General features: G+C 68.9%; 20 protein-coding genes. 12 read left to right on the forward strand and 8 right to left on the reverse strand.

Features of this window, described 5'->3' with window-relative positions; all coding sequences use genetic code 11:
• Positions 1 to 75: 75 nt before the first annotated feature.
• From HHUB_RS16450 to HHUB_RS00660, 3 genes are all read right to left on the reverse strand, one after another.
• Positions 76 to 1,071 carry a coiled-coil domain-containing protein gene (locus HHUB_RS16450; RefSeq protein ID WP_059055261.1) on the reverse strand — a complete coding sequence of 332 codons (996 nt, stop codon included), beginning with the start codon at positions 1,069 to 1,071 and terminating at the stop codon, positions 76 to 78.
• Between the two features lie 171 nt (positions 1,072 to 1,242).
• A complete protein-coding gene (locus tag HHUB_RS00655) occupies positions 1,243 to 3,078 on the reverse strand; it encodes a ribosome biogenesis/translation initiation ATPase RLI (protein WP_059055263.1) in 1,836 nt (611 codons plus the stop codon).
• A gap of 2 nt (positions 3,079 to 3,080) precedes the next feature.
• Complete coding sequence (locus tag HHUB_RS00660; protein ID WP_059055264.1) at positions 3,081 to 3,380, reverse strand: EMC6-like membrane protein; 300 nt, start codon at positions 3,378 to 3,380, stop codon at positions 3,081 to 3,083.
• A 124-nt stretch (positions 3,381 to 3,504) separates the two neighbouring features.
• On the opposite strand from HHUB_RS00660, the gene HHUB_RS00665 reads away from it, so the two are divergent.
• Positions 3,505 to 3,774 carry a MarR family transcriptional regulator gene (locus HHUB_RS00665; protein WP_059055265.1) on the forward strand — a complete coding sequence of 90 codons (270 nt, stop codon included), beginning with the start codon at positions 3,505 to 3,507 and terminating at the stop codon, positions 3,772 to 3,774.
• Here HHUB_RS00665 and HHUB_RS00670 read toward each other — a convergent pair whose 3' ends face one another.
• Complete coding sequence (locus tag HHUB_RS00670; RefSeq protein ID WP_059055267.1) at positions 3,775 to 5,619, reverse strand: PINc/VapC family ATPase; 1,845 nt, start codon at positions 5,617 to 5,619, stop codon at positions 3,775 to 3,777.
• A 135-nt stretch (positions 5,620 to 5,754) separates the two neighbouring features.
• Between HHUB_RS00670 and HHUB_RS00675 the strand changes: the two genes are divergently transcribed.
• The 7 genes from HHUB_RS00675 (at position 5,755) to HHUB_RS00695 (ending at position 12,887) form a co-directional block, all read left to right on the forward strand.
• Complete coding sequence (locus HHUB_RS00675; RefSeq protein WP_059055270.1) at positions 5,755 to 6,846, forward strand: M20 family metallopeptidase; 1,092 nt, start codon at positions 5,755 to 5,757, stop codon at positions 6,844 to 6,846.
• Between the two features lie 26 nt (positions 6,847 to 6,872).
• Positions 6,873 to 8,384 (forward strand): carboxypeptidase M32, encoded by a 1,512-nt coding sequence (locus tag HHUB_RS00680; RefSeq protein WP_059055272.1) that lies wholly within the window; start codon positions 6,873 to 6,875, stop codon positions 8,382 to 8,384.
• A gap of 73 nt (positions 8,385 to 8,457) precedes the next feature.
• Entirely contained in the window at positions 8,458 to 9,498 is a 1,041-nt protein-coding gene (locus tag HHUB_RS00685) for a zinc-dependent alcohol dehydrogenase family protein (RefSeq protein WP_059055274.1), read from the forward strand.
• 63 nt (positions 9,499 to 9,561) lie between these two features.
• Positions 9,562 to 9,738 carry an HVO_0416 family zinc finger protein gene (locus tag HHUB_RS16970; RefSeq protein WP_169793377.1) on the forward strand — a complete coding sequence of 59 codons (177 nt, stop codon included), beginning with the start codon at positions 9,562 to 9,564 and terminating at the stop codon, positions 9,736 to 9,738.
• Between the two features lie 68 nt (positions 9,739 to 9,806).
• Entirely contained in the window at positions 9,807 to 9,965 is a 159-nt protein-coding gene (locus tag HHUB_RS16975) for a DUF7563 family protein (RefSeq protein WP_169793378.1), read from the forward strand.
• 66 nt (positions 9,966 to 10,031) lie between these two features.
• Complete coding sequence (locus tag HHUB_RS00690; protein WP_059055276.1) at positions 10,032 to 11,861, forward strand: UvrD-helicase domain-containing protein; 1,830 nt, start codon at positions 10,032 to 10,034, stop codon at positions 11,859 to 11,861.
• A complete protein-coding gene (locus HHUB_RS00695; protein ID WP_059055278.1) occupies positions 11,862 to 12,887 on the forward strand; it encodes a M24 family metallopeptidase in 1,026 nt (341 codons plus the stop codon).
• On the opposite strand, the gene HHUB_RS00700 is transcribed toward HHUB_RS00695, so the two are convergent.
• Entirely contained in the window at positions 12,881 to 13,117 is a 237-nt protein-coding gene (locus tag HHUB_RS00700; RefSeq protein ID WP_059055280.1) for a DUF7533 family protein, read from the reverse strand. The genes HHUB_RS00695 and HHUB_RS00700 overlap by 7 nt on opposite strands.
• Positions 13,118 to 13,195: 78 nt before the next feature.
• On the opposite strand from HHUB_RS00700, the gene HHUB_RS00705 reads away from it, so the two are divergent.
• A complete protein-coding gene (locus tag HHUB_RS00705; protein WP_059055283.1) occupies positions 13,196 to 13,786 on the forward strand; it encodes a riboflavin synthase in 591 nt (196 codons plus the stop codon).
• On the opposite strand, the gene HHUB_RS00710 is transcribed toward HHUB_RS00705, so the two are convergent.
• Positions 13,780 to 14,856 carry a PrsW family intramembrane metalloprotease gene (locus HHUB_RS00710; RefSeq protein WP_059055285.1) on the reverse strand — a complete coding sequence of 359 codons (1,077 nt, stop codon included), beginning with the start codon at positions 14,854 to 14,856 and terminating at the stop codon, positions 13,780 to 13,782. The genes HHUB_RS00705 and HHUB_RS00710 overlap by 7 nt on opposite strands.
• A gap of 119 nt (positions 14,857 to 14,975) precedes the next feature.
• On the opposite strand from HHUB_RS00710, the gene HHUB_RS17475 reads away from it, so the two are divergent.
• From HHUB_RS17475 to HHUB_RS00720, 3 genes are all read left to right on the forward strand, one after another.
• Positions 14,976 to 15,107, forward strand: coding sequence for a hypothetical protein (locus HHUB_RS17475; protein ID WP_272948274.1), 132 nt, complete (start codon positions 14,976 to 14,978; stop codon positions 15,105 to 15,107).
• 91 nt (positions 15,108 to 15,198) lie between these two features.
• Positions 15,199 to 15,591 (forward strand): DUF7532 family protein, encoded by a 393-nt coding sequence (locus tag HHUB_RS00715; RefSeq protein WP_059055286.1) that lies wholly within the window; start codon positions 15,199 to 15,201, stop codon positions 15,589 to 15,591.
• On the forward strand, positions 15,588 to 17,015 hold the full coding sequence (locus HHUB_RS00720; protein WP_059055288.1) for a DUF402 domain-containing protein: 1,428 nt from the start codon (positions 15,588 to 15,590) through the stop codon (positions 17,013 to 17,015). The genes HHUB_RS00715 and HHUB_RS00720 overlap by 4 nt, the downstream gene beginning before the upstream one ends.
• On the opposite strand, the gene HHUB_RS00725 is transcribed toward HHUB_RS00720, so the two are convergent.
• Positions 17,012 to 17,383 carry a NifU family protein gene (locus HHUB_RS00725; RefSeq protein ID WP_059055289.1) on the reverse strand — a complete coding sequence of 124 codons (372 nt, stop codon included), beginning with the start codon at positions 17,381 to 17,383 and terminating at the stop codon, positions 17,012 to 17,014. The two genes, HHUB_RS00720 and HHUB_RS00725, sit on opposite strands and share 4 nt — an antisense overlap.
• A gap of 117 nt (positions 17,384 to 17,500) precedes the next feature.
• Positions 17,501 to 18,931 (reverse strand): LVIVD repeat-containing protein, encoded by a 1,431-nt coding sequence (locus HHUB_RS00730; RefSeq protein ID WP_059055291.1) that lies wholly within the window; start codon positions 18,929 to 18,931, stop codon positions 17,501 to 17,503.
• Between the last annotated feature and the right edge of the window lie 154 nt (positions 18,932 to 19,085).

A 19,085-nucleotide genomic window follows, 5' to 3' on the forward strand; every position in this document is an offset into this window, starting at 1 on the left:
TATCGGCTGGTTCGCTCTGCCGTATCTGTGTTCGGTGAATCCCGCGACGAAGAACTGACTGCGACCGTACCGCGATTAGGGGAGCAGCGCGGCGAGCGCGTTCCAGTCGACCAGCGAGCGACCGGGCGAGTCGTTCCCGTTGCCCGCGTCGTCGGGCGGGCCCGCGTTGCCGTCGCCACCGCTGCCGGCGCCACCAGTGTCAGAGTCGCCGCTGTCGGCGTCGCCGTCGCTCGTCTCGGTCGTGTTCGCGTCGGCGTCGTTACCGGGCGCGTCCACGCCAGGGCCGGCGGTGTCGTCGTCCGTCGCGTTGCCGGCGTCACTGTCGTTGCCGGGATTGGTTGGCGCGTTCCCAGGCGCACCGGGCGCGTTCCCCGGGCCGCTGTCGGTCTCGTTGTCCTCGCCGCCGCCGGGCACGTCAGTCGGCGGGCCGCCCATGCCGTTGCCGAACGGCGGCCCCGCGCTGCGGTTCCCGGGCGGGCCGGCGATGTCGCGGGCGATGGCCGCGACCTCGGGGCCCGAGAGGTTGCTCGCGGACGTCCGCAGCCGGTCGAGCGCCGAGACGTTCACGCCGTGGGCTTCGAGCTCGTTGTCGGGCAGGCTACGGGCGGTGTCGGCGGTCTCGTTGCTCATCGCCTGTAGCGTCGAAATCCGGGCCGCGAGCCCCGCCACCTCGCCGCGGTAGCGCCCCGGGGGGATGGTCCCGTTGTCGCGGGCCGCTTCCAGCTCCTGCTTGCGCTCGCGGAGCTCTTCGAGGCGCTGGTCGAGGGTCCGCGTCTGGTTGGCGACCACCGACGCCTTCGAGGCGTTCGAGTTCGCGGCCCTGAGCCGTTCTCTCAGCGACCGCTGCTCGACTTCGCCCTCGACTTCGGCGCCCTGCACGCCGACGACGCCGGCGAGCCTGGCGCCGGGCGCCGTCTCGGTCTCGTTGTCGGTCCCGTTCGCTGCGTCCTCCTCCTGCGTCACCACGGCGTCGGCCGCCGCCGACCCGTCGGCCGCTGACGCGGCGACCGCCATCGGCGCCGCGGCGCCGACGACGAGGAGCGCAGTCACGAGCAGTACGGTCGCTTTCATCTCGACCGGTCGTTGGGCGTCCCGGGGCTTATACCCGCGGGACCGTGGACGCGACTTCCGTACAATTAACGCCGATTAAGTCGGGTTAAGCGGCTCTCCGGGCGGAACAGCTGTCTCGGGCGATGGGTCACGAGAATCTGCTCGAAAAACCGCGAGTGGCGCGTCGGCGCGCTACTCGGTCGTGTAGTAGTACTCGCCGTCGCGCTTCTGCTGTTTGTCGAGTTGGCTGCCGGGCTTGTTGATGCGCGGGCGGCCGAGGTTCTCGTCGCGGCGGAAGGTGACGTCGAGGTTCGCGAGGAACTCGTTCATGCCCGAGCGCATCGGCTGCGGCGTCGAGGCGCGGCCGTGTTCGGCGGGCTCGCCATCGAACACCATCAGCCGGTCGCTCACGAGGTCGATCATGTAGATGTCGTGGTCGATGACCATCACGGTGGTCTCGCGGTTCTCCGCGAACCGCCGGATGGCGCGGGTCGCGAGCACGCGCTGCTCGACGTCGAGGTGCGCGCTCGGCTCGTCCAGCAGGTAGAGGTCGGCGTCCTTCGACAGCGTCGCGGCGATGGCGACGCGCTGGCGCTCCCCGCCCGAGAGGTCCGTCAGATTCTGTTCGAGGATGGGGTCCAGCTGCAGCGGGTCGCCGATTTCGGTGTTCCAGTAGCTTGTCCCGAAGTCGTCGGTAATCGAGGAGAGGAACGCGTCCACGCGGATGTGCTGGTCGGCCTCGACGTACTGGGGCTTGTACGCGATGTCCAGCCCGACATCGAGGTCCGCGCCCGCCTCGCCGGCGACGCTCGTCGCGTCGAGGTCGCCAGCGAGGAGTTGGGCGAACGTGGACTTCCCGATGCCGTTCGGGCCGACCACGCCCAGCACCTCGTTGCGGTTGATGTCGCCGCCGTCGACGGACAGCGTGAACTCGCCGTCGCCGTAGGACTTCGTAAGGTCCGGGTACGAGACCAGCGTCTCCGCCGTCGAGGTCTCCCGGGGCGCGTGCTCCTCGAACGTAATGGCCTCCGGCCGGATGCGCATGTTCTCGTTGTCGAGGTAGCCGCGCAGGTACTCGTTGATGCCGTTGCGCACGCTCTTCGGTGGCGTGACGACACCATATACGGAGGGTTCACCGTACGCGACGTGGATGGAGTCCGCGAGCAGGTCCAGCACCGCGAGGTCGTGTTCGACGACCAGCACGGCCTTGTCCTCCTCCTCGGCGAGTTCGCGGACGATGCGCGCGGCGGTGACGCGCTGGCCGATGTCGAGGTACGGCGTGAGCTCGTCCACGAAGTAGAAGTCCGCGTCGCGGGTCAGCGTCGCCGCCAGCGCCACGCGCTGGAGCTCGCCGCCCGACAGCGAGTCGATGGATTGGTCGATGACCGGGCGAATCGACAGCCGGTCCACGAGGTCGTCGAGGACGCCCCGTTCGTCCGTGCGTTCGAGCAGTTCCCGCGTGGTGCCGTCGAACTGGTCGGGAATCTGGTCGACGTACTGGGGCTTGCGCGCGACGTCGACGTCGCCGGCGCGCACGGCTTCGAGGTAGTCCTGGAGCTCGGTGCCGCGGTACTCATCGACGACCTCGTCCCACGACGGTTCGTCCTCGTGGCGGCCGAGATTCGGCGTGATTTCGCCGGCGAGAATCTTCACCGCCGTCGACTTCCCGATGCCGTTCGGGCCGAGCAGGCCGGTCACCTTCCCGGACTCCGGAACGGGGAGGCCGTACAGCGAGAACGCGTTCTCGCCGTAGCGGTGCGTGGGCTCGTCGTCGAGTTCCTGCGGGAGGTTGATGATTTCGATGGCGTCGAACGGGCACTTCTCGACGCAGATGCCGCAGCTCTCCCCGAGACAGATTTCCTCGGAGATGCGGACCTGGTCGGGGTCGCCGTCCTCGGCCTCCTCGCCGCGCAGCGTGATGCACTCCTTGCCCGTCCGGTTCGGCGGGCAGTAGTTCGAGCACTCGTAGTTACATCGGTCGGGCTGACACCTGTCGAGGTCCACGACCGCGATGCTGTCGTCGGCCATCGTTAGAAGGTGATGCCTTCCGAGAGCAGTACGCCCCACGTGATGAACCAGAGGGCGAACGACATGAAGCCGACGTAGAGGTGGTCTTTCGCTGAGAAGTCGGTGACGTCGACGCCGGTGGCGCGCATCAGCCCGAGTTCGACGGCGACCACGCCGAGCAACACGAGCAGCCCCGTGCGGCTGGTCGCGTCGGCGACGACCGCCTCCGAGGCGAACGCCGCGGCGACGCCGCCTAGAGTGGCGATTGTGGTCACCTTCAGGCTGCGCCGGTGGGCAGCCGTCGGGTCCACTGTTTCTGTCATACCTACATCTCAGGGAGCCGCGCTCAAAAGGTGTTCGCTTGCAGAACGGCGGGTTTCGTCCACGGTCGAACCGTGTGAGGGGGTCCCGCAGTTTTAAGCGCGTGGAGTGTTTCGAAACGTAACGATGGCTGAAGACGACAGTGTGCTGGAGGACCTCCCGCCGAGCGCCAAGCTCGTCTACAAGGTACTCGAGTACGACGGCCCCCTCACCCAGAAGCGAATCGTCGAGGAAACGATGCTGTCGGCGCGCACCGTCCGGTACGCGCTCGAACGGCTCGAAGACCGCGGCGTCGTCGACGAGGACATCTACTTCGCCGATGCCCGCCAGAGCCTCTACCAGTTGACCAGCGAGACGGAAAACGAGGACGCGTCCGCCGACGCCGAAGCCGCCTGATTACTCGTTCGGCACGACCGTAATCGTGCGCTCGCGATCGATGGCGCGCTCTAACTCCTCCGCGATGGCCGAGCCTCGGGAGACCTGGATGTCGCCGCCGCGGCCGACCGTCGCCGTGAACAGGTACTCGCCGTCCGCCTGCACTTCCACGGTCTCGCCCGCGCGGTCGCCCGACAGCGGGAGGATGATGTGCCGGGACGTGACCTCCGGGGTCACGACCTGGCCGGCCGTCGTCGCGCCGCCGCCGCCCGCGGTCTCGGTGGTGCGCTCGTCGAGCGTGCGCACGTCGATGTTGATGCCGAGGCGCTCCTCGATGTCCGAGATGCGGCCGCCGCCCTTCCCGATGACGTGGCTGATCTCGTCCTCGGAGACGTACACCACGGCCTCGTTCGGGCCGCGGATGTCCACCTCCACGGGGCCGCGGGTCGCCGCCTGAATCTCGCGTTCGACCTCCTGCTTCGCGAGCTTGTCCACGCCCGACTCCGGGGCCTCGTCGGTCTCCTCGAGGGGGACCGTGACGACCTGGCGGTTGAACGTGTAAATCTCGTAGGCGGGCGTCCCGGTCGCGAAGTCCTTCACCTGGATGACCGGGCGCGCGAGGTCCTCCTCCATCAGGCCCTCGGGCACCTTCACCTCGGTCGTCACGTCGTAGACGGTCTCGACGTCGCCCTCCTCGATGTAGACGACGGTGTCCACGATTTGCGGAATCATCCCGAGTTCGACGCGGCCGACGAGCCGCTGGAGCGCGTCGATGGGCCGCGTGGCGTGGACGACGCCGACCATCCCGACGCCCGCCAGCCGCATGTCCGCGAACACCTCGAAGTCGTCGGTCTTGCGCACCTCGTCGTAGATGGTGTAGTCCGGCCGCACCATCAGCAGGGAGTCGGCGGTCTTGGACATCTCGCCGCCCAATTCGGTGTACTGGGTGACCTCCTTGCCGACCTGCAGGTCGCGGGGCTTCTCCATCGTCTTCACGACGTTGTCGTGCTCGGAGAGGAACTCCGCGACCGCCTGCGCGAACGTCGACTTCCCGGCGCCCGGCGCGCCCGCGATGAGCACGCCGCGGTCCCGCTTCAGCAGTCGCTCGCGGAGCTCGTCGGCGTGCTCGTAGTCGTCCATCGTCGTCTTCACGATGGGGCGGACGGCCGTGATTTCGACGGCCTCCGAGAACGGCGGCCGCGAGACGGCGATGCGCATGTCCCGCACCTGCGCGATGGTCATCCCCTCCTCGGAGAGCTCGACGAACGCGTCGTCGTCGCGCTTCGCGGTCGTGATTACTTCGTTGGCGTACTCCTCGATGGTCTCGCGGTCGAGTTCCTCCTCGCCCGCGGGCTGGTACTCGATGTCGCCAACCTCGCCGCGCTTGACCATCGGCACCATCCCCTCCTTCAGGTGGACGCTCATTGTGAGTTCGTCGAAGTACTGCTCTAAGCCGAGCTCGCCGAGTTCGCGTTCGAGCGGTTCGAGGTACTCCACGTCGATGCCCTTCCCCTTCGCGACTTCCGCCTGCACGATGTCGCTGGTGAGCAGGCGTGCGTCGTGCTCCATCGCCACGTCGCGGATGATGGCGTCGATGGCGCCCGCCGCGGCGCGCTGGATGTCCTCCTCGCCGGCGCGCTCGCCGACGTACTTGATGCTAATCTTCCCGTCGTCCGCGAGTTCGACGAGTCGCTGGAGCTCTTCGAGGGCGTCCCAGCCGGTCTGTCGGCCGCTGTTCGCCTGCGCTTCGACCTCGCCGACGACCGCCTCCGGAATGTAGACAGTGTCGCCGTCGTATTCGCCGTCCTCGACCCGCTTGGAGATGCGGCCGTCGACGACGACGCTCGTGTCGGGCACGATGTTCATGTTGGCTCCAGATACGCGTCGCCGGGTTGATAAGGCGTGTGACCGGGGGCGGCGTCACAGCGCGGTGGCGTCCTCGGCGGTTCCATTGCCACCGCGCTGCCGACCAACTAAGGGCGCGGCGGCCGACGTGCCGACGTGTCCGAACTCCGCGACCTCACCGAGCGCCTCGTCTCGATTCCGAGCCACGACGACGAGACTGCCGCTGGCGACGCCATCGCATCGTGGCTCCGCGAGCACACCGCCGCCGACGTGACCCGCGACGACGCCGGGAACGTCATCGCGTGGCGAAACCGGGATGCCGACGGCGACAGCCTCGCGCTCGTCGGCCACCACGACGTCGTGCCGCCGGACGAGACACAGGTAGAAGACGGCGACTACGTCGTCTACGAGGACGAGAGCCGGATCTACGGCCGCGGCACGGCGGACATGAAGGGTGCGGTCGCGGCGATGCTGCTGGCGTTCCGGGACGCTGACCCCGACGGCCCGCTGGCGTTCGCGTCGTTCGCCGGCGAGGAGCTGGGCGGCGTGGGCGTCCAGCAGGCCATCGACGAGGGGTTCGCGCCCGACTACGCGGTCGTCGGCGAGGGCTCGACCGGATACTCCGCGGATGGCACCTTGGACGTCGCGGTCGCGCACAAGGGCCGTCGCGCGAGCACTGTCACGGCCGCCGGCGAGGCCGCACACGCCAGCGAGGTCGAATCCGGGGAGAATGCGGTCTACCGTGCGTGCGACGCGGTGGACGTGCTCCGCGACCTCGACGCGCCCGAGGCGGACGTGCTCGGCCAGCACCTCGCGGGGAGCGTCGCCGTCACGGAAATCGAGGGCGGCTCCGCGTGGAACGTGATTCCCGAGTCCTGCGAGGTCACGGTGGACGAGCGCACCGTCCCGGGCGAGCGTGCGGACGTCGGCGCGGTCGAAGCCGTCGAGGGCGTCTCGTGGACGGTCGAGCAGGACCTCCCGCCGATGGCCTGCGACGACGCCGCGTTCGCCGACGGCGTGCTCGACGCCGTGCGGGAGGTCCAAGACGGCGCCGGCGAGCACGTCGCCAAGCCCCACGCGACGGACGCTGGCTGGCTCGCGGCCGCGGGGACGACCTGTCTGGTCTGTGGACCGGCCGAACAGGGGGAGGCGCACACCGCTGACGAGAGCGTGTCGCTGGACGTGCTCGAACGCTGCAAGGGCGTTTATCGGCGTGCTGCGGACGCAGTTCCGGGAGGGCAATCCTGATAGGCCGCGGTGCGCACGCCTAGGGTATGTCGTCGCAGGCCACCGAGGAGACCCCCGACGCGTACGAGGCGCTCCTCGACCACTACGAGCAGATATCGAACGTCAACGCCGCCGGCAGCATCCTCCAGTGGGACCAGGAAGTGATGATGCCGGAGGGCGGTACGCCCGCTCGCTCCCAGCAGAAGTCTGCGCTCTCCTCGCTGTCCCACGACCTCCTCACCGAAGAGAAGGTCGGGGAGTGGCTGGACGAACTCGACGACGCCGACCTCACCGACGAGCAGGAAGCGGTCGTCCGCGAGATTCGACGCGAGTACGAGCGCGCCGACCGCGTGCCCAGCGACCTCGTCGCCGAGATTTCGGAGACGACGTCCGAGGCGCTCCCGAAGTGGAAGGAGGCCAAGGCTGAGGACGACTTCTCCATCTTCGCGCCGGTCCTGGAGAACCTCATCGAACTGAAGAAGGAGTACGCCGAGCACATCGACCCCGACAAGCCCGCCTACGAGGTGCTGTTCGCCGACTACGAGCCGTACCTCGACCTCGACACCGCCGAGCGCGTGCTCGAACGGCTCCGCGAGGAGCTCGTGCCGCTCATCGAGGACGTCCGCGCCAGCGACGTGGAACTCGCGGACCCCTTCGAGGGCGACTTCGATGTGGACACGCAGGAGGACCTCGCGCGGGACGTGCTGGACACGCTCGGCTACGACTTCGAGCACGGCCGCGTCGACACCGCGCCCCACCCGTTCTCCACGGGGAATCAGTTCGACGCGCGCGTCACCACGCGCTTCAGCGAGGACGACCCCGTGGGCGCCCTGATGAGTACGATTCACGAGTTCGGGCACGCGCGCTACACGCTCGGCCTGCCTCGCGAGCAGTACGGGAACCCGCTCGGCGAGTCGCGGGACCTCACCGTCCATGAGTCCCAGAGCCGCCTCTGGGAGAACCACGTCGGGCGCTCCCGCGTCTTCTGGGAGAAGTTCCTGCCCGCGATGAAAGAGCGCTTCCCCCAACTCGAAGACGTCACCCCCGAGGAGGCCTACGAGGCCGCCAACGAGGTGTACGAGGACAACCTCATCCGGGTCGAAGCGGACGAGCTCACCTACCACATGCACATCATCGTGCGCTTCGAAATCGAGCGCGAGCTCATCGAGGGCGACCTCGACGTCGAGGACGTGCCCCAGCGCTGGAACGACAAGTACGAGGAGTACCTCGGCATCCGCCCGGACACCGACGCGGAGGGCTGCCTGCAGGACATCCACTGGAGCCACGGCTCCTTCGGCTACTTCCCGACGTACTCGCTGGGGAGCGTGCTCGCCGCCCAGATTTACGACGCCCTCGAAGCCGACGTCGGCGACGTCGACGAGAAGGTCCGGAACGGGAACTTCGATGTCATCGCCGACTGGCTCGAAGAGCACGTCCACCAGCACGGCGCGCGCTACACCACGCCCGAACTCGTCGAGGAGGCTACCGGCGAGGCGTACAACGCCGACCACTTCGTCGACTACGTCACCGAGAAGTACACCGACCTCTACGACCTCTGAGGTCGCTCGCCTGATTCCGGCGAGACCGTCGCCGGCCGGGTGGCTTTTTCCGCGCTCCGCACGCAGTGAGCGTATGCGCGCAGCAACCTATCAGGGTCCCGGCGAGATTACCGTCGAGGACGTCCCGAAGCCGGAAGTTGAATCGCCCGAGGACGCGGTCATCCGCGTCACGCACACCGCGGTCTGTGGGTCGGACCTCTGGTTCTACCGGGGGGAGAGCGACCGCGAGGAGGGGTCGCGGGTCGGCCACGAGCCGATGGGCATCGTCGAGGAAGTCGGCGACGACGTGACCTCCGTCGAGCCCGGCGACCGCGTGCTTGCGCCGTTCGCCATCTCTTGCGGGGAGTGCGAGTTCTGTCGGAAGGGCCTGTACACCTCCTGCGTGAAAGACGAGTCGTGGAGCGGCGAGAACGGCGGCGGGCAGGGCGAGTACGTGAAGTGCCCGCACGCGGACGGCACGCTCGTCCGGGTGCCCGACCGCTACGCCGACGACGAGGACACGCTCGAATCGCTGCTGCCGCTGACGGACGTGATGGGGACGGGCCACCACGCGGCGGTCAGCGCTGGCGTCGGCGAGGGCGACACCGCCGTCGTCATCGGGGACGGCGCGGTCGGGCTCTGTGGCGTGCTCGCCGCCCAGCGCCTCGGCGCCGAGCGCGTCATCGCGATGGGCCACCACGAGGAGCGCCTCGAACTCGCCGAGGAGTTCGGCGCGACCGACACCATCGCCGCCCGGGGTGACGAAGCCATCGAGCGCGCGAGAGAACTCACGCACGGCGGCGCGAACCACGTCATGGAGTGCGTGGGCGCGGCGTCCGCGATGGACACCGCCATTGCCATCGCGCGGCCGGGCGGGACGGTCGGCTACGTTGGCGTCCCGTACGGCGTCACCGAGGAGGGGCTGGACGTGTTCACGATGTTCAGCGACAACATTACGCTGAACGGCGGCGTCGCACCCGTGCGAGCGTACGCGGAGGAGCTGATGGACGACGTCCTGCAGGGGACGCTGGACCCGTCGCCCATCTTCACGAAGACCGTCGGGCTCGACGACATCGACGAGGGCTACCGCGCGATGGACGAGCGAGAGGCCATCAAGGTGCTCGTCAAGCCCTGACGTTGTAGCTGGCTGTCACCCCGATAGATTCAAGTAGTGGTATGGCATAGCGTACCACGTATCATGTCGAGCGCATCGACCCCGGACGACGACTCGCTTCTGGACGAGTTCCTCGAAGACCGCGGCCACGAGACACAGACGTGGGAAGAGAGCTATAACAAGAAGCAGTGTCCGGAGTGCGGTGGGCTCCACGACGGCAACGCGCGAACCTGCACGGTGTGTGGCTGGTCGCCCGCGTAGTCGGGCATCGTCTTCCTTCGACGGCCAGCACACCTAAGACGAACCCCGAGAAAGGTTGGCGTGAATTCATGCCGGAGTGCCAGAACTGTGGGTCGTTCGTGACCGACGCGTACGCGAGAGTGTTCACGCCGAACGAACAGGGCGCCCCGCGCGTGTGTCCTAACTGCGAGGACAAGATTCGCGACGGCGCGGAAGTCCGGGAGGCGAGGTCTACGCGGCGGACGTAGGCCTTCCTGTCTGCGTATCGGAGAATTTCAAGCGGTTTATACCGTCTCGGTTCCTCTAGTTGTCTAATGACGGACTCGGAGCCGGAAGTCACGCGGCTGTTCGGTGGTCCGGGGAGCGGGAAGACGACCGCGCTCCTCGACCACGTCGAGGAAATTCTCGAAGACGACGACGTGGACGTACGCGACATCCTCGTCGTCTCGTACACGCGTGCCGCAGCGGCCGAGGTCCGCGAACGGCTCGCCGAGCGGCTCGACGTCAACCCGCGCTCGCTGCGCGGGAACGTCGCCACGATGCACGCGAAAGCCTACGAGCTGCTCGGGCTGTCCCGCGGCGACGTCGTCGGCGAGGACGACAAAGAGGAGTTCTGCGAGGAGTACGGCATCCCCTTCGAGGACGAGTACTCCTCGGGGTCGCGGCGCACCGCGCGCTCGACCACGCTCGGGAACAAGGTCATCGCGACCTCCCAGTGGCTCCAGCGAACCAGCCGCGACGTCGCCGACTGGTACGACGTCCCGTTCCGCTGGAACGACGAGGAAGTCCGACTCCCACCGGAAATCGACGAGAACGCGCAGGTCGGCAACAAGTACACGCCGACGTGGCCGTCCAGCGACGAGCGCTACGACATCCCGGAGGCGATTCGGGCGTGGCGTGCGTACAAGGGCGAGAACGAGCTCGTCGGGTTCGCGGACATGCTCGAACGCGTCCAGCAGCGCTCGCTGCTCCCCGATGTCGACTACCTCGTCATCGACGAGTTCCAGGACATCACCAGCCTCCAGTACGACGTCTACGAGGAGTGGCGCCCGCACATGGAGCGCGTGCTCATCGCGGGTGACGACGACCAGGTCGTCTACGCGTGGCAGGGCGCCGACCCCGAACTCCTCCTGAACACGAAGGTGACCGACGACGTCGTCCTCCCGAACTCCTACCGACTGCCCTCTGAAGTGCTGAAGGTCGTCCAGCAGGAGATCAGCCACATCGACACCCGCCAGGAGAAGGACCTCGAACCCCGCAAGGAGGGCGGGAGCGTCGAGGCCGTCGAGAGCCCGTCGATGCTGGACCTCGTGCGGAACGTCCGCCGCACCATCGAGGACTCCGAGGACGAGACCGTGATGGTGCTGTTCCGCGCGCGCTACCAGCTGTTCGACTTCGTCGACGAGTTCATCGGCGAAGGTATCCCGTTCAAGGCGCTGACCGACCAGCGGCTGTGGACGGACCGCCTCCAGCAGTACATCTCCGCCGTCGAGGCCCTGGAGAACGACGACCCCATCGACGGCCTGCAGGCCCGCCGCCTGATGGACATGCTCCAGGACTCGGCGTTCGGCACCCGCGAGCGCAACGACCTCCGGGAGGCCATCGACGAGGCCCAGGGCGAGGACACCGACCTCACCGAGCTGACGTTCACCGCGGAGTTCATCCGCAACTACGTGCCGTTCGTGCCCGGCCCGTCGGCCGCCGCGGACATGCTCCGGAAGGTCACGCGCTACCAGCGCCGCAGCATCGACGCGTACTTCCAGGGCGACTACCGCGGGATGGACCCCGACCGCGTGCGCGTCGGCACCATCCACTCCGCGAAGGGCCGCGAGGCCGACCACGTCTTCGTCTCGACGGACCTCACCGAGAAGGTCGTCGAGCAGATGGCGGCGACCGCCGACCCCGAGGACATCCCGGAGGGCGTTGAGTTCACCTCCAAGACGAGTCCCGTCCCGATTCTGACGGACAACGAGCGCCGCGTGTTCTACGTCGGCATGAGCCGGGCGCGCGAGCGCCTCGTCCTCCTCCAGAACCTCATCAACGGCGCCCCGACGCTGCCCATCGACGTGCTGCTGTACGGCGAGCAGACCGGGCAGACCCTCGACGAGGCGCTGGAAGCCGACACCCCCGTCCACCTCCCGTGAATGCGGCCCGCGGTGCTGGACAGCGCGCTCGCCGACGCGGGCGCTGACGCCTTCGTTTTCGTCGGTCCGGCCGGCGACCCGCTCGTTCGCGCGCTGAGCGGCGCGACTCTCCCGTGCCGCGCGGCCGTCGTCTACGCGGGCCGTGTCGCCGTCGTCCCCGAGCGCCCGCTCCCCGACTACGTCTCCGTCCACGACGATGCGCGCGTCCTCGACCCCGCAGCGACGCCCGCCGAACGCCTCCCCGACCTCGTCGGGGAGTCGGTGCTGGCGCCGCGAACGCTTCCCCACGACGCCGCGCTCTACCTCGACAACGCTGGCGTGGACGTCGCCTCGACGGACGCTCACCTGCGCGCACGGGAGCGGAAGACCGACGGCGAACTGGAGGCGCTCCGGGACGCGCAGGCGGCCGCCGAGGACGGGATGGCGGCTGCCGCCGCACTCCTCGCGAACGCCGACGGCGACCCGCTCGCGGACGACGCGGGCGACGTGACCGCCGAGCGCGTGCGTCGCACCGCGAACGCGGCGATGGCGAACGTGGGCGCGGACCCCGAAACCGTCGTCGCCGCGGAGGGAGCGATTGCCGCCAGCGACCCCGTGCCGATTCGCGTCACCCCGCGCGTGGACGGCTATCACGGCTGGCTCGCGCGCACGTTCGTCGCGGACAGCGACGGCGGCTGGGAGCGCCGCGCGACGCTCGCCAGCGAGTACGCCGTCGACGCCGGCATCGACATCGTGGACGTCGGCGAGACGACTGTCGACGCTGCTGCCGACGAAGTCACCGCGGAACTCGGCTCGTACGGCTTCCCGCCGACTGCCGGTACTGGAACTGTTCACGGCGCCGGCCTCGAACGCCGCGAACGCCCTGCCGGCGACGATATTATCGAGCCGGGCGCGACGCTGGCGGTGCGGGCGGAACTGGACGCCGAGAAGACGGTGTGGGTCGCGGATCTCGCGGTCGCTACCGAGGAGGGCGTCGAGCGAATCGGCGCGTTTCCGCGGTCGGTCGTTCCGAAGCCCGACTACTGATTGTCGTCGTCCGGTTCTTCGACGACGGCGTCCGTGGCTTTCTGCGCGGCGAGAATCGGGACGTCCGTCGGCATCGTCACGTACTGCTCGAAGGCGATGATGCCGGCGGCGAACCCGAGGAACACCCAGCCCGTGGGGTCGCCCGCGAGCAGCGTTTCGACGCCGAACAGCGCGGCTGGCGCGGCGAACGCCACCGCGACGGCCAGCGAGACGGCGTCGAGCAGTCGCATACCCGTCCGTGGGCGCTCGGGACAGATAAGCCCGTCCGAAACCACAGCGTTTTCGTTACGGATAACGAATCTGATAGCGTGTTCACCGGCATCATCGAGGAGACCGGCACCGTCGAGGACGTCGTCGACGAGCCCGACGGCCGTCGCATCCACATTGCGACCGACGACCTGAGCGGCTTCGGCCACGGCGACAGTATCAGCGTCGGCGGCGTCTGCCTCACCGTCGAGGAATACGGGGACGACTGGTTCACCGCCTTCACCGCCACGGAGACCCTCGACGCAACCACCTTAGACTCGGTCCGCGAGGGCGACGCGGTCAACCTCGAACGTGCGCTCCCCGCGGAGGGCCGCCTCGACGGCCACATCGTGCAGGGCCACGTCGACACCACCACGGAAGTCATCGCCGTCGAGGAAGTCGGCGAGGACTGGACGTACACGTTCGCGCTCCCCGAGGGTCACGAGCAGTACGTCGCGCAGAAGGGCTCGATTACGCTCGACGGCATCAGCCTCACCGTCGCTGACGTGGACGACAGCGAGGGGACGTTCTCGGTCGCGGTGGTGCCGACGACCTACGACCTCACGACGCTCTCCGAGCGTTCGCCCGGCGACCGCGTGAACGTCGAGGTCGACGTCGTCGCGAAGTATGTCGAACGCCTCGACGCCTACTGACGGTCCTCGTCGTCGAGGCCGATGAGGAACTCCGCGTCCTCGTGCTTGTACTGCTGTTGGCTCTGCTCGAACATGCTGGCGCCCGTGCGTTCGTAGGCCGCGCGGTACCTCACGAGCTTCCGGTAGAGCACGTAGAACAGCGTGCCGTCGTAGACGACGACGAACCCGAGGAAGACGAGGCCGGGCGCGACGCCGAGCGTGTTCGTCACCACGCCGAGGTTCGTCACGACCGTGTTGTACGTCGCGTGGATGACCGCCGCGATGACCAGCCCCTTCACGATGATGGGGCCGGCGTCGTCTGGGTTGAACTTCGCCAGCCCCAGGTAGTAGCCCGCGAACGCCGAGTAGATGACGTGGCCGGGACCGGCGAGCGTGCGTACGGCAGCGGTCTGGAGGCCGACGTCGATGGCGGCGGCGCTGCCTGCGGCGCTGGCGGCCATCACCACCTCGCGGCCGATGTAGATGGCGTTCTCGATGGTGGCGAACCCGAGGCCGGCGACCGCGCCGTACACCGCGCCGTCGACGACCGCGTCAAAGCGGTCGCTGCGGAACGCGTACAACCGAATCGCGAGCCACTTCACGGTCTCCTCGACGGGACCGACAATCAGGAAGTAGTAGAGCGCGGGCGCCAGCACGGCGATCCACAGCGGCGCGTCCGCGGTCACCGACCCGAGGAACAGCCCCGAGAAGACGGTGTTGAGGATGGCGGCGAACCCCGCGAACAGGAACCCGAACGCGAACGTCACCACGAGCAGTTCCAGCGGCTCCTGCTTGGTCACGTCCGCCTTCCAGACGAACGCCGCCATTCCGAGCGCGGGCACCACCGACAGCAACACGTAGAGGCCGACGACCGGCCGGTCGACGAACACCAGCCCGAGCGCCGCCGCGAACTGCGCGAGGACGATGAGCACCGCGAGCACGACGACGCCCGCCCGCGCGCTCGTCACGATGCTCCCGTAGAGCCACGTCGAGACGCGGTCCAGCGCCGTGCGCGGCTCCCACGTCGCCACGTCGTAGAGGTCCTCGTCGCCCTCGCTCGCGCGCTGGACTGGGTCCCGTTCGGCCGACATGGTCGTCTCGTTTCTCGGCCTCCCTCTTGAGTGTGTTCGCGGTGCCGCGGCCCGCGCCTTCCATTGTACCCGGTTCCTTAAGGAGCAACCTTATCCGTTCGTCAGGAATCCTCGTGGGTATGCCACACAGTCCCAGCCGCGGCCTGCTGTACTCCGCGCCGCCGACGCCCGAATCGAACCGACGAGACGACGCCGACGCCGAGGAACCCGAGGCGAGCGCCGAACCGACGCCCGCCGCCGCCGACGACTGACGCAACATTCTCTTCCGCGCGTTCGACGGTCGGCAGCGACAGCGCTACCCGAGGCGACAACGCTGAAAACCCCGCGCGTCGAAAGAGGAGTATGCTCTTCGACCAGCGGACCCGGGCGGCGCTCCGGGACGCCGGCCTTTCGCAGGACGACATCGCCGACATCGAGGACGACGTGGCCGAACAGGCCCGCGCGGACGCCCGCCGCGTCGAGGCCTTCTTCGACGGCCGCGACGTCGTCTACTCGGACATGGACCTCACGCACTCGCGTTCGGACTACCCCGAGCACGACTTCAACTACGTGGACCTGTTCACGCACAGCGAGGATGTCAGGGGATTCGTGCGTTTCGAGACGTGGGGCGCGTACGTCGAGGGCGCGCGCGTGCTGGAAGAGGCCGAGGGCGAGCCGGCGGTGGTGGAGTTGGCGCTCGGGCCGACCGTTGACGCCCGCGTGCGCTTCGCCGGCGACCGGAGCCAGCTGGAATGACTCGGGTTCGCGTCCGCGGCATCTACAGCACCGCGCTCACCCGCAGACTGCTGGACGCCGGCTTCGACGTGGTGGACGCCTCACCGCCGATTCGCGAGCGCTTCGACGCCGACTTCCACACCGAGCCGTACGACGTCGATGTCTGGATGACGCCCGACCGGCAGGGCGTCGGCGTCTCGGGGCGGCCCGACGCCGCCGACGACGTGCTGGACGTGGTCGGGGACACCGGTATCGACACGTTCGTCTGGCCGGACCGCGCGGCCCGCGGCGCGGTCTTCAACGCCGTCGTCGAGCGCACCGTCCGCGGCGGCGCGGTGGTCGCGCTCGCGGGCGACCACGAGGGCTACCTGCCGTTCGACGCCGCCGACGAGCACGTCGAGGAGGGCGACCACCTCCGCGTGCAGGTCCGCGAGCCGAACCCGTGGTGGGCCGACGACCGCCCCGTCGTCGGCACGGATCTGCGCGCCATCGGCGGGCTGACGAGCCTCGAACGCGGCGTGGACGCGCTCGTCGCCGGGACGCCGGACGGCTCACGGAATCACGAACTCGCGCGCACGACGGAACTGCTCACGCCCGACGTCCCCGACCGGTGGGGCGTCCAGTGGCACTACGCCGCCGACGGCGCGAGCATGGACGCGCTCGGCGACGCCCTCGACGACGCCGTCTCGCTGGCGAACCGGCTGGAGGAAGCGATTTCGAACGCGCCCGCCCCGAGTGACACCGCACCGTACCGTGTCGCCGCGCCCGAGCGCACCGTCTGGGCCTGGTTCGGCCGCGACTCGCGGTTCGCGCTCGACGACGCACGCGGTGCGGTCACGTCGACGATGGACGGTCACCACCGCATCAAGGCGGGCAGCGAGGCCGCCAGCGGCGCGGTCGACTTCGCGGAGGCGCTGGGTGCGAGCACGGACGGCTTCCCGTTCGGCGCCGTCACCGACCAGTTCGGGCCGACCGAGGGCGACCTCGTCGCCATCGAGCACGGCAAGCCCGACGGCCGCCTCATCACGCTCGGGCGCGGCGAGGTCACGGACCGCGACCGCGACGCCGGCCGCGTCACCGTCCGCCGCGAGATGAGTCCCGGCGGCGCCTACGACGAGCTTGGCGTCGAACGCGAGGAGGGCGACGTCGCCACCACGCGGTTCACTGAGGGGAACTGGTGGTATCCAACCGTCTACAAGGGGACGGACGGCCACGTCAAGGGGACGTACCTGAACGTCTCCACGCCCGTGGAGGTGTTCCCGGACGCGGTGCGCTACGTCGACCTCCACGTCGACGTCGTGAAACACGCCGACGGCACGGTCGAAGTCGTCGACGAGGACGAACTCCGTGAGTGCGTGGACGCGGGACTGGTCAGCGAAGAACTCTCGGAGAAAGCGCTCTCGGTCGCCGAACGCGTGCGGGCCGCGGTCAGCGACGACGACTAGAAGTGCGAGTCGGAGTTCGGGCTACCCTCGCCGCGGCCGCCGCGGCCGCCCTCGTTGCGGTCGACGCCCATGTAGCTCTCGGGCTGGTCGCCGCCCCAGCCGCCGCCATCGCCGTCCGTGAACCGGACGACCACGTCCTCGACCTCGTCGAACTCCGCGGCGAGGTCCATCTTGATGCGCTGGGCGGTCCGCGGGCTGATGCCGCAGCCCGAACACGCGCCCCCGAGTTCGACGACGACCTCGCCGTCGGCGGGGTCGGCCTTCCGGACGGCGCTGGTGCCCCCGTGACTCCGGATGATGGGCATCTGGGCGGTGAGCCACGTCTCGACGCGCTCGTGGAAGCTCCCCGCTCCCGCTGTCTCGCTCATGTCCTCTCTTTGGGCGGCCGCGGTTGATGTAGTTTCGGTTGCAACGCTAGGCATCGTTCGTGTTGGACGCCACCGTTTCGACTGGAACCCGGACGCCTGCTGTTCGACGCGCGCGTCTCAGTCGTTGTTCCGCCACGCCGCCAGCGCGGCTGCCGACGCGCCCGCGAGCGCAGCGAGCGCGCCGAACCCGGGTGCGCCGCCGCCTGACTCGTCGCTCGCCTCGGCCGCCGTCGGCGTCTCAGTGGTCGTGGTTTCGGCGGCCGTGGTCTCCGTCGCCGTGCTCGTCGCAACTGCCGTCGTCTGGAGTTCGGGCGGGTCGGGCTGCTCGCCAGCGCGGTTCGGGAACGTGTAGACGCCCGCGTCGTACGTCTGGCCGCCCATGTCCCCCGCGACGAACGCCTCCTCGGTGGCGTACCGCGCCGTCCAGAACCGTGCCTCGTCGGGGTTCCGCCACCACGCCAACTCCTCAGGGCTGGCGGGGTCGCTGACGTCATGAATCTTCACGCCGCCCTGGTACCACGACGTGTAGAGGCGGTCGCCGCGGAACTCGAAGTTGTGGCTGGTCGTCCACGTCCCGTTCCGCGTGCCGTTCGGCGTCGGCGGCGGCGCGATGAACGATAGCTTCTCGGGGTTCTGCGGGTCGCTGACATCCCAGAGGTCGATGCCGCCCTGTCCCGGGTCGCCGTCGTCCGTGTCGACATCCCACGACTCCGCGCCCGACGCGAGCACGGACGCGTCCTCGTTCACCGCGACGTAGTGGGAGTTGCCGGGAACGGAGAGGCTCTCCGCGCCCGCCTCGCCGGTCGGGATGTCCCGTAGCTCCTCGACGCTGTAGTGCCCGAAGTGGTTGACGTACTCGGGGTTTGCGGGGTCGCTGATGTCCACCAGCCACGTCCCCGCGTCCCAGTGCGCGACGTACAGCGTGTCCTCGTGGACGTAGACGTCGTGGCACGAGCGCAGTCCCGCATAGACGTCCCGCCAGCGCTCATCGTGGTCGACGCTCGACCACCGCCCGACCTCCTCGGCGGTGTCCCCCGAGACGTCGACCATCACGATGGGGTTTTTCGCGCCGTCGTTCGCCGTGAGGTACGCCACGCCGTCCTGCAAGTAGGCGTTGTGAACCGCGAAGTCGGTCTCGTGGAACCCGGTCTGCTCGGGGTCGGCGGGGTCACTGACGTCGAAGACGACCACGCCCTGCACGGTCTCGCCCTGCGTCGGGTTCGCCGGCCCGACCGCGATGAGCGTCTCCCCGTCCAGTTTCACGTCGTAAACCATCCGCATCGGCCCGTCCTCGCGGTCGGCCAGCAGTGGCGCCACGCTGGCGAGTTGCTGGGGGTTCGAGGGGTCGGAGATGTCGACGGTTGCGATACCGTCGGTCGTCGCCACGTACGCCGTCTCGCCGGCGTCGCCGACCACGACCTCCTTGGTGCCGTCGAGGTCGAGGACGCCCAGCGGCTCGAACGCCGACTGCTGGGCGCTGGCGGTCGTCGCGGCGAACGGGAGGGCGGCGGCAGCGGCACTCGCGCGGAGTACGTCTCGTCGTCGCATACCGCTCCCTCCGCCGGTTGCGTGGAAAAGTCCTGCGGGGATTCGCTCTACCTGAGTTCTCGTCGCGCTCGGGCTCGCGTCCCCCGCCGGCACCGCCCCTGCCGGTCTACGCCGCTCTGGGGCGAGTCGCTGGCAACCGAATTTATCCCGGCGC

The organism is Halobacterium hubeiense (assembly GCF_001488575.1).
Taxonomy (GTDB): Archaea; Halobacteriota; Halobacteria; order Halobacteriales; family Halobacteriaceae; genus Halobacterium; species Halobacterium hubeiense.

Coding starts and splice junctions, on each gene's coding strand:
- HHUB_RS16450 (WP_059055261.1), bottom strand. CDS start 1,071: ATGAAAGCGACCGTACTGCTCGTGACTGCGCTCCTCGTCGTCGGCGCC.
- HHUB_RS00655 (WP_059055263.1), bottom strand. CDS start 3,078: ATGGCCGACGACAGCATCGCGGTCGTGGACCTCGACAGGTGTCAGCCC.
- HHUB_RS00660 (WP_059055264.1), bottom strand. CDS start 3,380: ATGACAGAAACAGTGGACCCGACGGCTGCCCACCGGCGCAGCCTGAAG.
- HHUB_RS00665 (WP_059055265.1), top strand. CDS start 3,505: ATGGCTGAAGACGACAGTGTGCTGGAGGACCTCCCGCCGAGCGCCAAG.
- HHUB_RS00670 (WP_059055267.1), bottom strand. CDS start 5,619: ATGAACATCGTGCCCGACACGAGCGTCGTCGTCGACGGCCGCATCTCC.
- HHUB_RS00680 (WP_059055272.1), top strand. CDS start 6,873: ATGTCGTCGCAGGCCACCGAGGAGACCCCCGACGCGTACGAGGCGCTC.
- HHUB_RS00685 (WP_059055274.1), top strand. CDS start 8,458: ATGCGCGCAGCAACCTATCAGGGTCCCGGCGAGATTACCGTCGAGGAC.
- HHUB_RS16970 (WP_169793377.1), top strand. CDS start 9,562: ATGTCGAGCGCATCGACCCCGGACGACGACTCGCTTCTGGACGAGTTC.
- HHUB_RS16975 (WP_169793378.1), top strand. CDS start 9,807: ATGCCGGAGTGCCAGAACTGTGGGTCGTTCGTGACCGACGCGTACGCG.
- HHUB_RS00690 (WP_059055276.1), top strand. CDS start 10,032: ATGACGGACTCGGAGCCGGAAGTCACGCGGCTGTTCGGTGGTCCGGGG.
- HHUB_RS00695 (WP_059055278.1), top strand. CDS start 11,862: ATGCGGCCCGCGGTGCTGGACAGCGCGCTCGCCGACGCGGGCGCTGAC.
- HHUB_RS00700 (WP_059055280.1), bottom strand. CDS start 13,117: ATGCGACTGCTCGACGCCGTCTCGCTGGCCGTCGCGGTGGCGTTCGCC.
- HHUB_RS00710 (WP_059055285.1), bottom strand. CDS start 14,856: ATGTCGGCCGAACGGGACCCAGTCCAGCGCGCGAGCGAGGGCGACGAG.
- HHUB_RS17475 (WP_272948274.1), top strand. CDS start 14,976: ATGCCACACAGTCCCAGCCGCGGCCTGCTGTACTCCGCGCCGCCGACG.
- HHUB_RS00715 (WP_059055286.1), top strand. CDS start 15,199: ATGCTCTTCGACCAGCGGACCCGGGCGGCGCTCCGGGACGCCGGCCTT.
- HHUB_RS00720 (WP_059055288.1), top strand. CDS start 15,588: ATGACTCGGGTTCGCGTCCGCGGCATCTACAGCACCGCGCTCACCCGC.
- HHUB_RS00725 (WP_059055289.1), bottom strand. CDS start 17,383: ATGAGCGAGACAGCGGGAGCGGGGAGCTTCCACGAGCGCGTCGAGACG.
- HHUB_RS00730 (WP_059055291.1), bottom strand. CDS start 18,931: ATGCGACGACGAGACGTACTCCGCGCGAGTGCCGCTGCCGCCGCCCTC.